Origin of the sequence: Halomonas sp. C22 (genome assembly GCF_007655045.1) — a bacterium.
Classification (GTDB): Bacteria; Pseudomonadota; Gammaproteobacteria; order Pseudomonadales; family Halomonadaceae; genus Vreelandella; species Vreelandella hamiltonii.
This window is the reverse complement of the sequence record NZ_VBVC01000002.1, coordinates 53,173-71,055: the sequence shown is the minus strand read 5'-3', so window position 1 is coordinate 71,055 and position 17,883 is coordinate 53,173. Positions and strand designations below refer to the sequence as shown.

Genomic DNA, 17,883 nt, shown 5'->3' with positions numbered 1-17,883 from the left:
TGACGATACGCGAGAGTGCCTTACACACTCGCTTGATGAAGTTGTTGCCAGCGAAACCAGTCTTCGGGTCGGTCGATGTCCCACATGGTGTCGGGGTAGGCGGCCTCCAGGCCCAGCGCGGCAAGGCGCTCGCGGGTCACGCTCAGCACCTGCTCGGTGCCCCAAGGAATCGCCGTGAACAGCTCGGGGTAGTCCTGTTGGCTGCCAATCAGCCCGTAGCCGCCATCTTCGGCGGGCAGAATGACCACATCGAAGGTGGCCAGGGCTGCTTGACAGCGTCGCAGCATGGCCACGCTGATGCTGGGGCAGTCGGTGCCCATGACCATGGCCGGATAGCCTGACGTGTGATTCAGTGCCCGACGAACGCGCATGCCCACGTCGCCAGGCTGCTGGGCCGCCAGGGCAATGCCATGCTGCGCCTGCAGCTCCAGAAACAGCGGGTGATTATGCGCCAGCGAGGTCCAGAGCGTGACCTGGCTCGCCCCCAGGGCCTCGCAGGCCGTGGCCACGCAGTGGCGCACCATGGTGGCATGGGCATCGGCAGCCCCCTGAGGGCCCAAAGCGGGGATCAACCGGGTCTTGGCGTGGCCGGGCAGTGGGGCCTTGGCCAACAGGTGCAAGTGGGCAGGCAGCGAGTCAACGGGCATCACGGTACTCCTTGGCCAGTTGCGTGGCACTGACGCCACGCCAGTAGCGGTAGCGCAGCCGCCACATCAGGCAGATGGTTGTCCAGGCGCCCTGCTGGTCCCAGCGCCTGCCCGAGCTTACCACTTTATGGGGCAGACAGGCGGGCGGTGAGTACGCCTTCAGGCGCTTGCTGAGTTCGATATCTTCCATCAGCGGCTGGTCGGGAAAGCCGCCCAGCGCAAAAAACGTCTCACGACGCACGAACAGCCCCTGGTCGCCGGTGGCGATGCCGCTGAGCCGAGAGCGTCGGTTCATCAGCGCGGCGACGAACGGCAGCCAGCGGCTTTTCCCTGCCAGACGAATGTCAAAGCGCCCCCAGTGGCGGTGCAGCAGCGCCTGGCAAAGCGCATCGATGGCCCGGGGTTCATGGCCCTGGGGCAGGTGGGTGTCGGCGTGCAGGAACAGTAGCAGGGGCGCTTGCGCCTGCCGGGCGCCCAGGTTCATCTGCCGCGCTCTGCCCGGCGGGCTTTCGAGCACCGCGTCGGCCAGCGGGGTGGCGAGTGCCACGCTGGCGTCGCGACTGCCGCCATCCACCACCAGCACTTCGACGCCTTGCGAGCGCAGCGGTTGCAGGCGCATCAGCGTGGTGCGGATGCTCGCCGCTTCATTGAGCATCGGGATGATGAGCGTCACCCTGGGAAGCCCAGGGCCATGGTCAGTCGAGGACAAGCACGTCGCCTCCCGCTGCCGAGGCGTCGGCCTCGTCGTGGGTGACCAGCAGGGTCGGCAGCCCGGCGTCGCGGAGCTGCCCGAACACCAGCGCACGCATTTCCTGGCGCAGCGCCGTGTCCAGTTTGGAAAACGGCTCGTCCAGCAATACGGCCCGGGGCTGGGAGAGCAGCAAGCGCATCAGTGCGACCCGGGCTTGCTGCCCGCCGGAAAGGGTGGTCGGGTCACGCGCTTCGTAACCGGCCAGCCCGACCTGAGCCAGCGCATGGGCCACCTGTGCCTGGGGTTGCGGGCTGCGCCTGGGCAGGCCAAAGCGCAGGTTGCCCGCCACGCTAAGGTGGGGGAACAGCAGCGGGTCCTGAAACAGCAGGCCGATACCACGCCGCTCTGCTGGCAGGGGGGAGAGCTCGCGCTCGCCCAGCCATAGACGGCCTTCGGCACGAAAGGGGGCAGCGAGAAAACCGGCCAGCAAGGCCAGCAGGGTCGATTTGCCCGAGCCGGAAGGCCCCATGACGGTTAGCACGTCGCCGGGGGCGATGGTGGCTTCGACGTGGAGCAGTTCGCGCTCGGCCAGGAAAATGCGCACCTGCTCCAGGGTCAGGGCGTGTCGAGCAGTGTTCATTACCGGGCTCCTTCATTGGACGAGACGCTGCGGGGCACTCCCAGCCAGCGGGGGATCGCCAGCGCCAGCATGAAACCCGCCAGCGGCAGAACGGCCTGCACCAGCGCCCAGACGCCAATCAAGCGTCGATTGCCGCCGGAGGCGAGGGCGACCGCCTCGGTTGTCACGGTGGAAACCCTGCCCGCCCCCAGCAGCTGCGTGGGCAGGTACTGGCTGATGCTCACGGCCAACCCGACGGCCAGCGACGTCAGCAGCGGGGCAAGCAGCAGCGGCAGCCGCACCCGCCAAAACGCGCGGTTGGGCGTGACACCCAGCGACTGTGCCATGTGAATCCAGCGCGGGTCTAGCTGTCGATAGGCTTCCGCCAACGACAGGTAAAGATAGGGCAGCACGAACAGCAAATGGCCCGCCATCACCAATGCCAGCTGCGGGCGAATCCCGAGGCTTTCCGCCGCCACGATCAAGCCAAACAGAAACGCAATCTGCGGCACCAGTAACGGCAGGTACAGCAGCCACAGGGCACGGGAAGGACGAATCTGCTGGCGCTGCTCATGCTCCAGCGCTGCGACCACCAGTAGCGCCGCCACCCCCGTGGAGACCACCGCAATGGCCAGGGTCGTCCGCAGGGGGCCTGCGAGTTGAGGGGCGCTGCGCTGCCAGTGGTCGAGGGTCAACGCTTGCGGGAACAGCTCAGGAAAGCGCCAGAAACCGGCCACCGAAAATAGCGCAAGCCCCGCCAGGGCTGCCAGGGCGGCGACGGTTACCAGGGGCAGGCCGCCTCGGCCCGCTATTTTCACTGCCGTGGCGCCGCGCTGGCGGCTGCCGTTGACGAGCCAGCCCCTGCTTGATCGGCGTACACCCTGCTCCATGAGCCACCAGAGCAGCAGGGCCAGCACCGTGACTCCCAGTTGCAGCACGGCCGCGGCAGAGGCCATCAGGCGGCGGGTGATGTCCGGGTCGTTGAACCATCCCAGAGTCGACACGCTGAGGGTCGGCGGCAGGCGCGGGCCCAGAATCAGCGCCATATCCACTACCGAGGTGGCGTAGGCGATCACCGCGTAGACCGGCAGCCGAATCAGCGGGTAGAGCGAGGGCAGCACCACCTTCAACCAGCCGATCACCGGGGTATAGCCCAGCGACCGGGCAAGCCGAAGCCGCTTTTCGGGCTGCAGCTGGGGCAGCGCTGCCAGGCTCATCAGCAGTAGGAAGGGCGCTTCCTTGAGCACCAGGCCAAGGGTCAAGGCCACCCCCCAGGGGTCATTGACCACCAGCGCGTCTGGCGGGCTCTCCCAGCCGGTCAGCCAGGGCGAGAAGAGCCGCGCCGTCAGGCCGGACGGGGCGATCAGGAAGGCAAAGCCAAAGGCCACCGCCGCATGGGGAATCGACAGCAGCGGCGACACCCATCGCCGCAGGCTGCGGTCCAGCCAGGTGCCCTGGCTGGCGGCCAGAAACAGCACCACCACCAGCAGCGCCAGGGCAGTGCTGGCCAGGCCGCTGAACAGGCTGACCAGCACCGAGCGGCCCAGCCCCGGCTGGGCCAGCAGCTGCTGCCAGGGGGCGAGGCTCAGCTGCTCGTGACCAATGACCGGCAGATAGCCAAAGGCGGGCAGCAGCACCATGGCCAGCCCTGCCGTCACCGGCAGGACCAGCAGCGCCACGAGGGTGATGGGCGCCAGTCGCAGCATCATGAACGAAAGGCCATGCTCAGTTGACGCCGTAGCGCTCGAGCCAGTCGGCTTGCAGGGCGGTCATCCAGCTGGGGTGGGGCTCGGCGAGGGTATTGGAGAGGGCGTCGGCAGGCAGGGCCGAAGGATGGTGGTCGCCCTCTTGGAACAGTGCCTGTTGCGCGTCGCTGAGCTGGTCGATGGCCAGCACGCTGCGGTCGCCCCACATGCTCAGCGACTGCTTCTGCGCTTGCGCCTCCGGAGAGAGCAGGAAGTTGGCCAGCGCCATGGCGCCCGCCTTGTGGGGCGAGTTATAGGGAATCGCCACAAAGTGGACGTTGCCCAGGGTGCCCCCTTCCAGCACATAGCTGCGCACGCTGTCCGGCAACTCGTACTCCATCACGGCCACGGCGGCATCGGTGGGGTAGAAGGAGAAGGCCAGGCTGATCTCGCCATCGCTCATCAGCGTGCGCAGGTTGGGGCCGGATGCAGGGAAGCTGCGGCCGCTGCGCCACAGGTGGGGGTGCAGCGCATCCAGGTAGGCCCATAGCGGGGCCGTGATGGCCTCGAAATCCGCGTCTTCGACAGGCTGGTAGAGCGCCTCGTCTTGTTCCGTCAGTTCGATCAGCGCCTGCTTCAGGAAGGTACTGCCGGTGAAGTCGGGGATGCGCGGATAGCTGAACTGGCCGGGGTTCTGCTGCGCCCAATCCAGCAAAGCCTCGATGCTCTGGGGAGGCGTGTCGATGTGGGCGCTGTCGTAGAAGAAGGTGATTTGTGCCTTGCCCCAGGGGGACTCATAGCCTTCGGTGGGCAGCGTGAAGTCCGTCACTACCTCGGGGTTGTCGTCGGGGTGGGTGAGGGCGAAATGGGGCAGCGAGTCGGCAAAGGGGCCGAACAGCAGGTCCTGGGCGCGCATGGCGGCAAAGTTCTCGCCGTTGATCCAGATCAGGTCGATGCTGCCATCGTCGTGATTCCCTGCCTGCTTTTCCCCCAGCACCCGAGCCACGGCGCTGCTGGTGTCATCGAGCTTGACGTGCTCGACGCGCACGCCGTAGGTGGTGCGCATCTGCCCGGCGACCCAGTCGATGTAGCGATTGGTGCGGTCATCGCCACCCCAGGCGTTCCAGTACACGGTCTGGCCTTCGGCATCGGCCAGGACGCTTTCCCAATCCTGAGCATGCGGCTGAGCGTTCAAGGGCAGAGCCAGCGAGGCGATGGCGAGCGTGGTAGCGAACAGTGCGCCGTGAGATACGCGTGATGACATTATTCACCCTCTTAATCAATATTTTACAAAGCTGTTTGCAGACGTTGTAGCTCGCCATGGATATGATCGATGATCGGCAACGAAAGATAATGGTTCACGCGTTCGCGGGCATGCTCGATGACCGCGGGATTGGTCAACTCTGCCGACCAATCCTCTCCCTGACGGGAGCCATCCTGACGCTTCAGGTGCTGCGCACGCCACTTGGCACACCAGGTCAGTGACCAGAGCCAGGTCGCTCGACGGCAGGCGATCAAATGGGTGGCGCTGGGCCCTGTCTGGCCATGGGTATGGTGCATCTGCTGGCGCCAGCGTCGATAAAAGGCGACCACGTCATCCAGTTCCAGTACCGCATGGCTGTGAATGTCCCACGTGGTGGAGGTATACAGCGAAGTGTGGGCCAGGTCGATGCCGGGCAGTCCGTAGCGGCACTTTTCCAGGTCGACCAGGACTGCCTTGCCCGTCTCCGTCACGATGAAATTGCCAGGGTGGGTATCGAAACTGATCAACGTGGGGGTGGCGTCCTCCAGGGCTTTGGGCAGCAAATCCAGCTCCTGCTGAATACGCAGATGAACACTACGGGAGAGCTGTGCCTCGTCCAGCCAGGCTGCCTGCTGGTGAACTTCATCGATCATGGCTTGCCAGGGCGATGCCGGGGCAAGCAGAGGCGCGTGCTGCTGAGGCTGCGGCTGGCAGTGCAGGCTGGCCAGCGCATCGGCAATGGCGGGCAAGTCGTGAGGTAACGTCGCCAGCTTCCCTGCAATGGCATCCACCAGTAAGGCGCCTCGGGGCAGTGCCTGGGTTGGTGGCAGCACATGGTGCAGGCGAGGTGTATGGCCACCCTGGCTGGCACGCTCATAGCAGGCGGCCTGGTAGTCCAGGTTTTCCTTGGGCGGCAAGTTCATCTGGCTCTGCTTGGGCAGCCTGGCGACCCAGTCGCCCCCCGCGCGGTGAATCCAGACATGGTCATGGGCCAGGCCGGTGTCGGCCATGGGGGAGAGCGACCGATAGTCGATCCCTTCGCGCTGCAAGGTCGCTGCCAACGCTTGCAGGCGTGGCTCTGAAAGAGTGGACATAGTCGTCATTCTGCCTGGTTGAGGCCATGGTGAAGCCGATGGATGAAGTGGTCACCGATGACGCTTGGTGTTTGTCATGGTGAATACCTTACACTGTTCATCCTGAAAAAAGATGACGACCGTGATGATGAATTTTCAGGGGCGCTGACCAAAACGGCACCCCAGGGGGTGCCGTCGTGTCGTGCATCAGCGGTGCAGCGTTACATGGCCGCAATCTTGGCCTGCTGCTCTTCCAGCAGCTGCCGAGTGGCCTGGAACTCGGCGAGTTTTGCCCGCTCCTTTTCCACTACCGCCACGGGGGCCTTGGCAATGAAGCCATCGTTGCCCAGCTTCTTCTCGATGCCGCCAATCAGCTTGTCCTGCTTGTCGATCTCCTTGGCAAGGCGGGCAAGCTCGGCGTCCTTGTCGATCAGGTCGGCCATGGGCACCAGCACTTCCATATCACCGACGAGCTGGGTAGCCGAGAGCGGCGCTTCATCCGGGTTGGCCAGCCACGTGACGCTTTCCAGTTTGGCCAGCTTGGCCAGGAAACGACGGTTCTGGTCCAGGCGTTCGGCGTCTTCCGGCTGGCCTTTGGTCAGCAGCACGTCCAGCGGCTTGCCGGGGGCAATGTTCATTTCGGCGCGGATATTGCGCACCGCGATGATCACGCCCTTCAGCCACTCGATATCCCGGGTGGCCTGCTCGTCGATCTTGTTCTCGTCGGCTTCTGGCCAGGCCTGGTGCATGATGGACGCGCCCTCGCCCATGTAGGTGCCCGCCAGAGGGGCGACCCGCTGCCAGATCTCTTCCGAGATGTAAGGCATCATCGGGTGGGCCAGGCGCAGGATGGTTTCGAGTACCCGCACCAGGGTGCGGCGCGTGCCGCGCTTACGCTTCACTAGCGCTTCCGCTTCCGACGTCCTGTCTCCCGCGGCATTGGTACTTCCCTGTACGTCATCCTCCCACAGCACCGGCTTGGAAAGCTCGAGATACCAATCGCAGTACTCGTTCCAGACGAACTCGTAAAGCGCCTGGGAGGCGTGGTCGAAGCGGTACTCGTCCATCGCCTTGGTGACCTGCGCTTCGGTTTTCTGCAGCTGGGAAATGATCCAGCGGTCGGCCAGCGAGAGCTCCACTTCCTCGCCCAGGGTGCCGCAGTCTTCGCCTTCGGCGTTCATCAGCACGTAGCGCGAGGCGTTCCACAGCTTGTTGCAGAAGTTGCGGTAGCCATCCAGGCGGTTCATGTCGAACTTGATATCGCGCCCGGTGGTGGCCTGTGAGAGGAAGGTAAAGCGCAGCGCATCGGTGCCGTGGGGCTCGATGCCATCTTTAAATTCCTCTTTGGTGGCTTTGGCAATCGCCTTGGCTTTCTGGGGCTGCATCATGTTGCCGGTGCGTTTTTCCAGCAGCGCATCCAGGGTGATGCCGTCGATCAGGTCGATGGGGTCGAGCACGTTGCCCTTGGACTTGGACATCTTCTGGCCTTGGCCGTCGCGCACCAGGCCATGAACGTAGACGGTCTTGAAGGGGACTTCGCCGGTGAATTTCAGCGTCATCATGATCATCCGGGCGACCCAGAAGAAGATGATGTCGAAACCGGTGACCAGCACGCTGGAGGGGTGGAAGGTTTCCAGCTCCGGGGTTTTTTCCGGCCAGCCCAGGGTGCCGAAAGTCCACAGGCCCGAGCTGAACCAGGTGTCCAGCACGTCTTCGTCCTGGGTCAGTACGACGTCAGCGCCGAGGCCATGCTTCTCGCGGGCTTCCTCTTCAGTTCGAGCCACGTACACATTGCCGTCGGCGTCGTACCAGGCAGGAATGCGGTGGCCCCACCACAGCTGGCGGGAGATACACCAGTCCTGCAGGTCGCGCATCCAGGCGAAATACATGTTTTCGTAGTTTTTGGGCACGAATTGGATGTCGCCATTCTCTACCGCCGCGATGGCGGGCTTGGCCAGGCTTTCCACCGCCACGAACCACTGGTCGGTGAGCAGCGGCTCGATGACATCGCCGGAGCGGTCGCCGTAGGGCAGCGTGTTGTTGACGCTTTCCACTTGCTCCAGCAGGCCGAGCGCGTCCATGTCCGCAACGATCTGCTTGCGTGCCTCGAAACGGTCCAGGCCTGCGTATTTAGCCGGCAGGCTGGCGTCTTCATCGGGCTGCGGTTGACCTTTCAGGTTGAAAATTTCTGCCTGCTCCAGAATCGTCGCATCTTTGGTGAAGACGTTGATCAGCAGGTGGTTCTGGCGCTTGCCGACTTCGTAGTCGTTGAAGTCGTGGGCCGGGGTGATCTTCACGCAGCCAGAGCCCTTCTCCATGTCGGCGTGCTCGTCGGCCACGATGGGAATGCGGCGGCCCACCAGCGGCAGTTCGATGAACTTGCCGACCAGCGATGCATAGCGCGGGTCTTCCGGGTTCACGGCCACGCCGGTGTCGCCCAGCAGGGTTTCCGGGCGGGTAGTGGCGACCACCACGTAATCCTTGCCGTCGTCGGTTTTGACGCCATCGGCCAGCGGGTAGCGGAAGTGCCAGAAGCTGCCCTGCTGCTCCTTGTTTTCGACTTCCAGGTCGGAAATGGCGGTGTGCAGGGTGGGGTCCCAGTTCACCAGCCGCTTGCCGCGATAGATCAGGCCCTCTTCGTGCAGGCGCACGAACACTTCCTGAACCGCCTTGTAGAAGCCGTCGTCCATGGTGAAGCGCTCACGGCTCCAGTCGACGCTGGTGCCCATGCGGCGCAGCTGGCGGGTGATGTGGCCGCCAGACTCCTCCTTCCATTCCCACACCTTGTCGATGAAGGCATCCCGGCCCAGGTCATGGCGGGTCTTGCCTTCTTCTACGGCAATCTTGCGCTCCACCAGCATCTGCGTGGCGATACCCGCGTGGTCGGTGCCTACCTGCCACAGGGTGTTGTTGCCCTGCATTCGTTTCCAGCGCGTCAGGGTATCCATGATGGTGTCCTGGAACGCGTGGCCCATGTGCAGGCTGCCGGTGACGTTGGGCGGCGGAATCATGATCGAGAATGGTTGGCCATGGCCCGATGGCGCGAAGCGATTGTCGGCTTCCCAGCGCTCGTACCAGCGGGTTTCGATCTGTTCGGGTTGGTAGGTCTTATCCATGGAGTCACTCACAGCAGAGACGCCCCGCTTGGCGAGGTATCGAATTCATAGGTCAAGGATGCAAAATGGCGACAAGTATAGCGCGACTCGCCTGGGGGCGTCAGGGGGAGGGTCGTCTCCTCCCGCTGGTTTAATCCCTCAGCGCACGATCACGGACCTTGACGACGGGCTCCATCAGGTAGTCCAGCACGCTGCGCTTGCCGCTGAGAATGTCGATTTCGGCCACCATGCCCGGAATGATCGACAGCGGCTGGTTGTCGGCATCGTACAGATAGCCTTCGGTGCGCACTTCGACCGGGTACATCAGCTCTCCCGTTTCCGGCATTTGCACGGCATCGGCAGCAATGGTCACCAGCTCGCCGTCGAGACCGCCGTAGCGGGCGAAGTCATAGGCAGTGAGCTTCACCTTGACCGGCTGCCCGGGGTAGAGAAAGGCGATATCGGAAGGCCTGATGTGGGCCTCCACCAACAGTGCATCGTCGGCAGGGACGACCTCGATGAGCGGCTCGCCGGGGCGGGCCACGCCGCCAACCGTGCTGATGTGCACCTGATTGACCACACCGGCCACCGGCGAGCGTATCGTGGTGCGTGCCACCTGGTCGGCACGGCCGGGCAGCGTTTTTTCCAGCTCGGCGACCTGCGAGGTGGCTTCGGCCAGTTGCGCCAGCGCATCGGCTTCGAACGCGTTGCGCGCCGCTACCTTGCGGTCCTCTATTTCGGCAATGGAGGCTTCGGCCCTGGCCACGGCGCTCTGCTGGCGAGCCACGTCACCGCGCAGCTCGTTGAGGGTTTGTCTTACCCGCAACAGGGAGGTCTCAGGCTCGATGCCGCGCTGGGCCAGTGGCTGGATGATCGCCAGCTCCTGCTCGGCGAGCTGGACACCGGCTCGGGCCGTGCTGAGGGCCGCTTCCAGCTCGGCTTTTTCCTGGCGGCGCTGATAGCCTTGTTGTTCCAGTACCTGCAACTCGGCCCCCAGCTCGAGCTGGCGACCGTGGAACAGGCGCGTTTCGCTGGCCGCGACGCTGGGCGCGCCCTGGCTCAATGCCTCATCCAGTGCCAGCGGCACCTGATTGATTTCGGCTTCGAGCCGCTGCAGGCGCAGCTGCAGTGACCGCAGGCGCTGCAGGCTCTCTTCGTAGTCCCCTTCCAGCGTGCCGCCGCTCAGGGTCATGAGCGTATCTCCCTGGGCCACCACATCACCACGGCGTACGTTGATTTCCGTGACGACCCCGCCTTCCAGGCTTTCGACGACCTGCAGACTGCGCGAGGGCACGACCTTGCCTTGGCCACGCGTGACCTCGTCGACCTCCGTGAGGTAGGCCCAGATGAAGCCCACCAGCAAAAAGCCGATGATGGTCATCAGCAACAGGCTGCTACCCATGGACCGCCTGGCGCGGCCGTGACGCACGAAATGCTCGAAATCCAACGGAGAGTGCGACTGGCTCACGGGGCTGTTCCTTCACGCGTACGAGTGGGGGAGGCTTCTACCGGGCGCATCACGCTGGCTTTGGGGCCGTCGGCGATGATGCGGCCCTGGTCGAGAATCACCACGCGGTCGACCAGCTCCAGCAAGCTTGTCCGGTGGGTCACCACCACCAGCGTCTGATGCGTGCTGGCGGCCTTGAGCCGTGCGATGACCTCTTTTTCGGTCTGGATATCCATGGCGCTGGTAGGCTCGTCCATCAGCAGGATAGGCGGCGCGCCCAGCAGCGCGCGCGCCAGGCAGATCAGCTGCCGCTGGCCGCCGGATAACCCCTCACCGCGTTCGCCAATGGGCATGTCATAGCCCTTCGGGTGACGGGCAATGAAGTCGTGGGCTCCCGCCAGCCTGGCAGCGTTCAGGATCTGTTCGTCGGTCGGGTGGTGTGCACCGATGGCGATGTTCTGACGTACCGTGCCGGAAAAGAGCCAGGCTTCCTGCAGGACACTGCCGATGTTGTGGCGCAGGTCCGCAGGATCGATTTGCCGCAGGTCCGTGTCGTCCACCAGAACGGCGCCCTGCTCAGGCGGGTAAATTCCCAGCAGTAGTCGCGCCAGGGTGCTTTTTCCAGAACCGACACGACCCAGCAGGGCGACCTTTTCGCCGGGATGGATGGTCAGGTTGATATTGGCCAGCGCGGCGGTGGTCTGCTCGGGGTAGCGAAAGCTGACATCCTGCAGGCACAGCTTGCCGTCAAGCGAGGGGCGGCTCAAATAGTGGCGCCCGGCGGGGCGCTCGGATGGCATGCTCATGAGCTGGTCGAGGGCTCGGTACGAGGTGCGAGCCTGATTGATGCGCGTCATGGTCTGGGCCAGCTGGGCCAGCGGCGCGAGGGCGCGGCCGGTGAGAATGACACAGGCAATCATGGCGCCCATGGAAATCACCCCATCCCCGACCAGGAACACGCCATAGACGACGATGCTTACCTGGGCGGCCTGCTGCGCCAGGGCCGTGGCGTTGAGCGCAAACTGCTGAATGGCGCGACCCTGACGACCCACCTTCGACTGCTGCTGAACGCTCTCTTCCCAGCGCTGGCGAATCATCGGGGCTGCACCGCTGGCCTTGATGGTTTCAAGACCCGCCACGGCTTCGATCAATACCCCCTGCTTGGAGCGGCTCTCTTCGAAGGCCTGCCCGGACAGCCGCTTGAGGAAGGGCTGCACGGCCACGCCAATCAGCAGCACCAGCGGGACCGCCACCAGTGGCACGATGGCCAAGGGGCCGCCAATCAAATAGATGACGCCGACGAAGAGTAGTATGAACGGCAGGTCCACCACGGCCACGAGGGAGGCAGAGGCGAAAAAATCGCGCAGCGTTTCGAACTCCCGCAGGGTATTGGCAAAGCCGCCGGTGGAGCCCCGCTTGGCGCTCATCTGCAGGTTGAGGACGTGATCGAAGATACGTCGCCCCATGCGCAGGTCCGCTTCCTGGCCTGCCCGCTCGATGAACAGCTGGCGCAAGGTCTTGACGGCAAAGTCGAAGACCAGCGCAATACTCACCCCTATGGTGAGCGCGACAAGCGATTCGATGGCCTCATTGGGCAGCACGCGGTCGTACACCACCATGATGAACAGCGAGGTCGCCAGGCCGAGAAAGTTGGTCAGGGCGGCGGCGATCACCACTTGGGTGTACACCCAGCGGTTGTTCGTGAGTGCGCTCCAGAACCAGTGGCCACCCTGTACCTCGGGAGCCTGATTGAGCGCGACGGGACGATAGCGGGCGCGCACGGCGATCACATGGCCGATATATTCGGCCTGCAGCGCTGTTAGGGTGGTCTCCACCGGCTGGTCACCCAGGGCCGGGTCGTAAAGCGCAAACCGCTGCTGATCGATACGCCCGATGATCACCACGGCGCGGCCATGCTGGAGCAGGGCAACGGCTGGCAGCAGCGAGTTACCCAGCGTTTCCAGGCCGTGCTCGCCCAGCGCCGCCACCATGCCATGGCGCTCGGCGGCGTCGATGAAGCCATCGGGGGTCATGGCGGTCTCGTTACCAACGCGATGCGCCCGTACGGCTGCTGCCGACACCGGCAGCTCCAGATGCGAAGCGACAAACGTCAGGCATTGTTCAAGGGCGTCGGAGCGCGAATCAGCGGCGTTCAATATGTATCTCCAGGGCGTCCAGCAGTTCGCCGGTCACGGCCAGCTGTTGAAAGCTGGCCTGCTCCCAGCGTACTCGGCGATTGACCAGCTCGAAGGCGGCTTGAAACAGGTCTCGTTGGGCATCCAGCAGGTCGTTGATGCTGCTGCGGCCGACGGCAAATTGATCACGGTATGCCAGCAAGGCTTCCTCTTCGGCGGCCAGGGTGGCGGTCTGGGCTGCCAGTTCGGCACGCCGGGTATGGGTATCGGTCAGCGCAGAGCGGACTTCGCGCTCCAGTTCGCGGCGCAGCGCCTGCTGCTCGTATTGGCTTTGCTGCTGGCGCTCGACGGCCTGGGCCACGCGCGCGGAAGTGGCGCCGCCGCTGTAGGGCGTGTAATCCACATTGAACAGCAGGGCCACGTCGTTATCGGACTCATTGAAGTCGTTGACATCGAACTGGCGACCCTCGACGGCGACACTGACGCTGGGTAGACGCGCATTGCGGGTGGCCTGCGCTTCGGCGCTGCTGGCTTCGCTGGCCAGGGTGCGGCTGCGTAACGCGGCATTGCGGCTGAGGGCGCTGTTCAGCAGCTGGTCGGCGTTGACGTCGCGCAGCATGGCGGCGCTTTCAGGCAGCGCCAGGGTGTCCGGTGTCGTGAAGAAGGCTTCCTGATAGACATTGATGGCACGGGCCAGCTCGCCTTCCAGGGAGATCAGTCGAGACTCGGCATCGCTCAAGCGGCTCTGTGCGCGCAGAACGTCCGCTCGCGAGCCCGCCCCGGCATCGCGCCGCAGGCTGACATCCGTGAAAATGCGCTGGTGCTGCTGAAGATTGTGCTCTGCCAACTGTCGCTGCGTGGTCAAGCGCGCGACATCCAGGTAGGCATTGATGGCGTAGAGGACTTCCTCTTCGATGCTGACCTGGGATTGCCAGAATGCCGCTTCCGCGCTGAGATCAGCGGCGCGCAAGCGCTCACCGCTGGCGCCAAAGTCCAGCAGCAGTTGGCTGAGGGTGACCACGGCGTCCATCCGCGAGCCGCGGTCGGGCAGCGCCTCGGTGCGCTGGAGATCATTGCGATACTCGAGGCCTGCGTTGACTTGCGGGCGACGTACGGCGCGTACTTCATCGATCTGCAGCACCGACTCACGCTCCCGGGAGCGCTGAGCAAGAATTCTCGGCTGCTGTTCCAGCGCGCTCTGGAGGCGGTAGCGCAAGTCATCGAGGCCCTGGTGCCGTTGAGCTGAGCGACCTTCCTGCCAGCGGAACGCGTCCAGCTGCTGGCGCAGTTCGGGCGTAAACACCGGGCCTTCCAGTGACGAGGCGGGCAGGGGGAGCAGTTCCTCCTGAGCGTCGGATACAGGCTGTGCCACCAGCAGCGGGCAGGTCAGCAACAGCATGGCCCCCAGGCAACAACCCAGGCGTACTCGGCGAGGCAGCGCCATCACATTTACGTTCATACACTTTCCTGATCTAGGTGGTGCCGAGCACTCACTTACGAGGGTCTTGCCAGTGGTATTGCTCTTCATCGTTCAGCGCTTCCTGCCACTGTGCCAGGGTGGAAGACGTGTCGGCAGGCGAGGCGGCCGGCGCGGGGGGAGTGCGGCGCTGTCGATAGGCCAGCAGTCGCCCCAACTGGTGCTGCGATTGCAACTGAGCGTACACCAAAGGCACGGCTCCCAATTGCCAGAAAAGCCCCAGTTGTGTGTCGGTAAGTGATTGCCAGGCGCTTTCGTCCACCTGATGCAGCGTCACGCTCCCCTGGTAGGCCTTTGGCGCCCAAGGGGTGAGCAGCCTGGCCTGGTCGAGGGCGGAGAGCGCCTTTGCAACACGCTGGCAGCCTTGCGCTCGCTGGGTCAAAAAGCGCAGCACCTGTTGTGGAAAGTGGGCCAGGCCACCCTGTTGCTGAAACAACGGCTCGCCATCGAGGGCCTCGACCACACAGGGGGAGTGGGTGTCGATGCAGAGTTGCCCCGGCGCGTCGGGATGCAAGCCAAAGGGGTGGCTGCGCAGGGCCGAAGGAACGTAAGCGGCTTGCCAGCGGCCGTCGGCATCGACCAACAGGTTGTGGGTATCATCGAGGCTCAGCAGCGCCACCGCTTGCCACCCTTGAGCACCGTTCACGAAGGCCATTGGAAAACAGGCAGCCGCATGCCGCAGCTCCGCATCGGCCAGGGGCGTCATGAGGGTGTGGCGGGCAAAGTGGTAACGGGTAAAACGTCGCCACATCAACGCGCCGTGGCGTTTTGGGTCCAGCGGTTCCCAGTGGGCTGCAAGGGTCATGGGGCACACCTTATATCGTCAAGCGCGCACCTTACCAAATCCAGCTCGGTGCGTCAGCGCAAGATCAGCCTGCGCATGGTCAACAGGCCAATCACGGGGCCGGGCAGTAGCCACCAGGTCACCCAGGGCCCCTGGCTTTCCCATAGCGACGTTACCAGCGCGATGGACGGGATGGTCAGCGCAAAGCCGATGGCATTCATCATGGCCAGGGCGGCACCCAGCCGCTCGGGGGGCGCGCTGGCCGACGCCAGGGCCGAAAACTGCGCCGAGTCGGCAATCACGCTGATGCCCCAGAGCGCCAGCAGGGCCAGCAGGAACCCTGGGGAAAGGCCCGCCAGCAGCGGGTATAGAAGGCAGAGGGTGCCGGATGCCGCCAGCGCTACGAAGGCCACCTTTGCGCTGCCTATGCGACGGCTCCAGCGGCCTGCCAGCACACACCCGGGCAGGCCCAGCGCGATCACGGCAAAGCTGAGCCACGGCTGAAGGCTGGCGGCGGCGCTGAGCCGTTCCAGCTCTCTGGTCACTAGCAAGGGGACCAGCGCCCACAGGGCGTAGAGTTCCCAGCAGTGGCCAAAATAGCCCAGCGACGCGGCGCGGAAAGCTTTCTGTTTGAAGGCAGCAAGCCCTGCCCAAGGGCGGCCTGCCGAGGCCTTGGCAGGCAGGTGAGGCCCTGTGCCCAGCCGCAGAATCAGCAGGGCGGCCAGCAGCGCCAGCACCGAGGAGAGCAGCAGCGGCCACTGCCAGGGCAGGTGCAGCGTGACGCCCCGCAGCAGGTGCGGCGAGGCAATGCCGAGGGTCAGCATGCCGACCAGCCAACCCAGTGCCGAGCCTGCATGGCGGGGTGTCCAGCTGACCACCAGCTTCATGCCCAGCGGGTAGATGCCTGCCAGGCAAAGCCCCACCATGAAACGTGCCATGGCTGCCAGCGAGAGGCTCTCCACCACGCCAATGAAGGCGGCATTGAGCACGGCGCCCAGCACGGCCGAGACGGCAAACAGCTGGCTGGCCCGTACGCGGTCCGCCAGGCCCGTGGTGGCGATGGCCAGCGTGCCGGTAATGAAGCCCGCTTGAACGGCCATGGTCAGCAGACCCAGGTCGCGCTCGCTGAGCCCCGCCGCTTCCTGCAGCGCCAGGCCAACGCCGTTGATGCTGAACCAGAGCGAGGTACCAAAGAGCTGAGCAATGACAATGACGGCAAGCGGCCAGCGGGCCAGGACAGTTGACGGCATGGGGTGTCCCATCCTTGGAGTTGTTGTTATTGAATGATGCTTGGAGGACGGCAGGGGGTGAGTTGCTCGGAGCGCCTGGCCCTCAGCCTAATTTGTGCGGCACCACCTCGTGCCCCAGCTCCTTGTAGCGCTGCCAGCAGGCGCGCTTGGCCAGCAGCACCTGCTGGTGCTGGTTGATGATTTCCGCGACTCGGGCGTAATGCTCGAAACCCTCGGGGATCTCAGGGTGCAGATTAAGTAACGCGGTCGCTTCCGTGGGCACCGGCAACCGCTGCCAGCCCAGAGTGATGGGCACGCTGGCCGCCAGCTCGCTGTCTTCCAGCGCATGGGGCAGGTAGGCATCGTCGCGAAAGTGCCACAGGGCGTCGTCGGCCTGCTCGGCCAGCGCCTTGTCTTCGCAGTGCAGGTGCAGGCGGTAGCCTTTGCGATGGATGGTCTCTGCCAGTTTACAGGCGAACTGCAGGCGGGCGTCGAGGGTGGTGTCGGGAAGAATATAGAAATCGATACGCGCCATCGGATGGCTCCAGCAGTCTGGCGGTGCTCCCCCCGGCCGAGCAGCGGCCGGGGGGCAAAGCCCGGTGTGATTAGACCAGGCGGGTCAGCCAGCCGTACTTGTCTTCGCTGCGGCCATACTGAAGGTCGAGCAGCGTCTTGCGGATGCGCTTGGCTATTTCGTTGTTGCCGTCACCCTGCAGGCGGATACGCTCGTTTTCGGTCACCAGTTCCCCCACTGGCGTGATCACGGCGGCGGTGCCACAGGCAAAGACTTCGGTGATCTCGCCGGAGGCCGCGCCTTCGCGCCATTCGTCGATGCTGATGGCGCGCTCTTCGGGCGTCAGGCCCGCATCCTTGGCCAGGGTCAGGATAGAGTTGCGGGTCACGCCTTCGAGAATGGTGTCGGTCAGGCGCGGTGTGACGATGCGGCCATCCTTGTAAACGAAGAACAGGTTCATGCCGCCCAGCTCTTCGATCCACTTGTTCTCGGCCGCATCCAGAAACGCCACCTGGCTACAGCCATTGGCAGCCGCTTCTTTTTGAGCTGCCAGGGAGGCCGCGTAGTTGCCGCCACACTTGGCAAAGCCGGTGCCGCCGGGGGCCGCGCGCTTGTAGTGGGAAGAGAGCCAGATGGAGACCGGCTCGATGCCGCCTTTGAAGTAGGCCGCCGCGGGCGACGCAATCACGTAGTAATCGACTTCGTGGGCCGGACGCACGCCCAGAAACGCTTCCGAAGCGATCATGAACGGACGCAGGTAGAGGCTGCACTCGTCGGCGTCGTTGGCGGGGGTGGGTACCCAGACGTGATCCTGGGCCAGCAGCGCTTTCAGCGAGCCGAGGAAGTCTTCATCGGAGAGTTCCGGCAGGGCCAGGCGGCGAGCACTGCGGCGGAAACGCTCGGCGTTCTTCTCGGGACGGAAGGTCCACACCGAGCCATCCGCGTGACGGTACGCCTTGATGCCTTCGAAGATTTCCTGGCCGTAGTGCAGCACAGAGGCGGCAGGGTCCAGGGTCAGCGGGCCGTAGGGGCGCACCTGATGGCCGTGCCAGTCGGCATCGATGGTCCAGCGTACGTGGGCCATGTGGTCGGTGAAGTGCTTACCGAATCCTGGGTTTTGCAGAATATTGTCACGAATCGCATCGGCCACCGGCTGGTTGGAGGGCAGCGTTTCAAAACGTGAGTCGAACTGAGCATCTGAAGCTGTGGGCACGGCGTGTTCTCTCCGCTAGAGCCAGGCCCCG

General features: G+C 64.4%; 14 protein-coding genes. All 14 read right to left on the bottom strand.

What is annotated here, in order from left to right; genetic code table 11:
• Window positions 1-20: 20 nt before the first annotated feature.
• The 14 genes from FEU76_RS03565 to FEU76_RS03500 all read right to left on the bottom strand — a co-directional run bounded on the left by FEU76_RS03565 (window position 21) and on the right by FEU76_RS03500 (window position 17,852).
• Window positions 21-647: a TIGR04282 family arsenosugar biosynthesis glycosyltransferase gene (locus FEU76_RS03565; protein ID WP_144980426.1), complete on the bottom strand. Its 627-nt coding sequence runs from the start codon at window positions 645-647 to the stop codon at window positions 21-23.
• The gene (locus tag FEU76_RS03560; protein ID WP_260851344.1) at window positions 637-1,356 is read right to left on the bottom strand and encodes a TIGR04283 family arsenosugar biosynthesis glycosyltransferase; all 720 of its coding nucleotides are present in this window, start codon (window positions 1,354-1,356) and stop codon (window positions 637-639) included. The genes FEU76_RS03565 and FEU76_RS03560 overlap by 11 nt, the downstream gene beginning before the upstream one ends.
• The gene (locus FEU76_RS03555) at window positions 1,343-1,978 is read right to left on the bottom strand and encodes an ATP-binding cassette domain-containing protein (protein ID WP_039175265.1); all 636 of its coding nucleotides are present in this window, start codon (window positions 1,976-1,978) and stop codon (window positions 1,343-1,345) included. The genes FEU76_RS03560 and FEU76_RS03555 overlap by 14 nt, the downstream gene beginning before the upstream one ends.
• On the bottom strand, window positions 1,978-3,666 hold the full coding sequence (locus FEU76_RS03550; protein ID WP_186299087.1) for an ABC transporter permease: 1,689 nt from the start codon (window positions 3,664-3,666) through the stop codon (window positions 1,978-1,980). The genes FEU76_RS03555 and FEU76_RS03550 overlap by 1 nt, the downstream gene beginning before the upstream one ends.
• A 16-nt stretch (window positions 3,667-3,682) precedes the next feature.
• Window positions 3,683-4,906 carry an ABC transporter substrate-binding protein gene (locus FEU76_RS03545; protein ID WP_144980423.1) on the bottom strand — a complete coding sequence of 408 codons (1,224 nt, stop codon included), beginning with the start codon at window positions 4,904-4,906 and terminating at the stop codon, window positions 3,683-3,685.
• A 23-nt stretch (window positions 4,907-4,929) separates the two neighbouring features.
• On the bottom strand, window positions 4,930-5,979 hold the full coding sequence (locus FEU76_RS03540) for a phosphotransferase family protein (RefSeq protein ID WP_144980420.1): 1,050 nt from the start codon (window positions 5,977-5,979) through the stop codon (window positions 4,930-4,932).
• Window positions 5,980-6,179: 200 nt separating this feature from the next.
• Window positions 6,180-9,074 carry a valine--tRNA ligase gene (locus FEU76_RS03535; protein ID WP_144980417.1) on the bottom strand — a complete coding sequence of 965 codons (2,895 nt, stop codon included), beginning with the start codon at window positions 9,072-9,074 and terminating at the stop codon, window positions 6,180-6,182.
• 130 nt (window positions 9,075-9,204) lie between these two features.
• A complete protein-coding gene (locus tag FEU76_RS03530; protein ID WP_144980414.1) occupies window positions 9,205-10,521 on the bottom strand; it encodes an HlyD family type I secretion periplasmic adaptor subunit in 1,317 nt (438 codons plus the stop codon).
• Window positions 10,518-12,656, bottom strand: coding sequence for a type I secretion system permease/ATPase (locus FEU76_RS03525; protein ID WP_144980411.1), 2,139 nt, complete (start codon window positions 12,654-12,656; stop codon window positions 10,518-10,520). Before FEU76_RS03525 ends, FEU76_RS03530 begins: the two co-directional genes overlap by 4 nt.
• Entirely contained in the window at window positions 12,643-14,094 is a 1,452-nt protein-coding gene (locus FEU76_RS03520) for a TolC family protein (RefSeq protein ID WP_144980408.1), read from the bottom strand. Before FEU76_RS03520 ends, FEU76_RS03525 begins: the two co-directional genes overlap by 14 nt.
• 31 nt (window positions 14,095-14,125) lie before the next feature.
• The gene (locus FEU76_RS03515; RefSeq protein ID WP_144980405.1) at window positions 14,126-14,917 is read right to left on the bottom strand and encodes a SapC family protein; all 792 of its coding nucleotides are present in this window, start codon (window positions 14,915-14,917) and stop codon (window positions 14,126-14,128) included.
• Window positions 14,918-14,970: 53 nt separating this feature from the next.
• Entirely contained in the window at window positions 14,971-16,146 is a 1,176-nt protein-coding gene (locus tag FEU76_RS03510; protein ID WP_144980402.1) for an MFS transporter, read from the bottom strand.
• A gap of 82 nt (window positions 16,147-16,228) precedes the next feature.
• Window positions 16,229-16,660, bottom strand: coding sequence for a DNA polymerase III subunit chi (locus FEU76_RS03505; RefSeq protein ID WP_039175280.1), 432 nt, complete (start codon window positions 16,658-16,660; stop codon window positions 16,229-16,231).
• 70 nt (window positions 16,661-16,730) lie between these two features.
• The gene (locus FEU76_RS03500) at window positions 16,731-17,852 is read right to left on the bottom strand and encodes a branched-chain amino acid aminotransferase (protein ID WP_096922110.1); all 1,122 of its coding nucleotides are present in this window, start codon (window positions 17,850-17,852) and stop codon (window positions 16,731-16,733) included.
• Window positions 17,853-17,883: the final 31 nt, after the last annotated feature.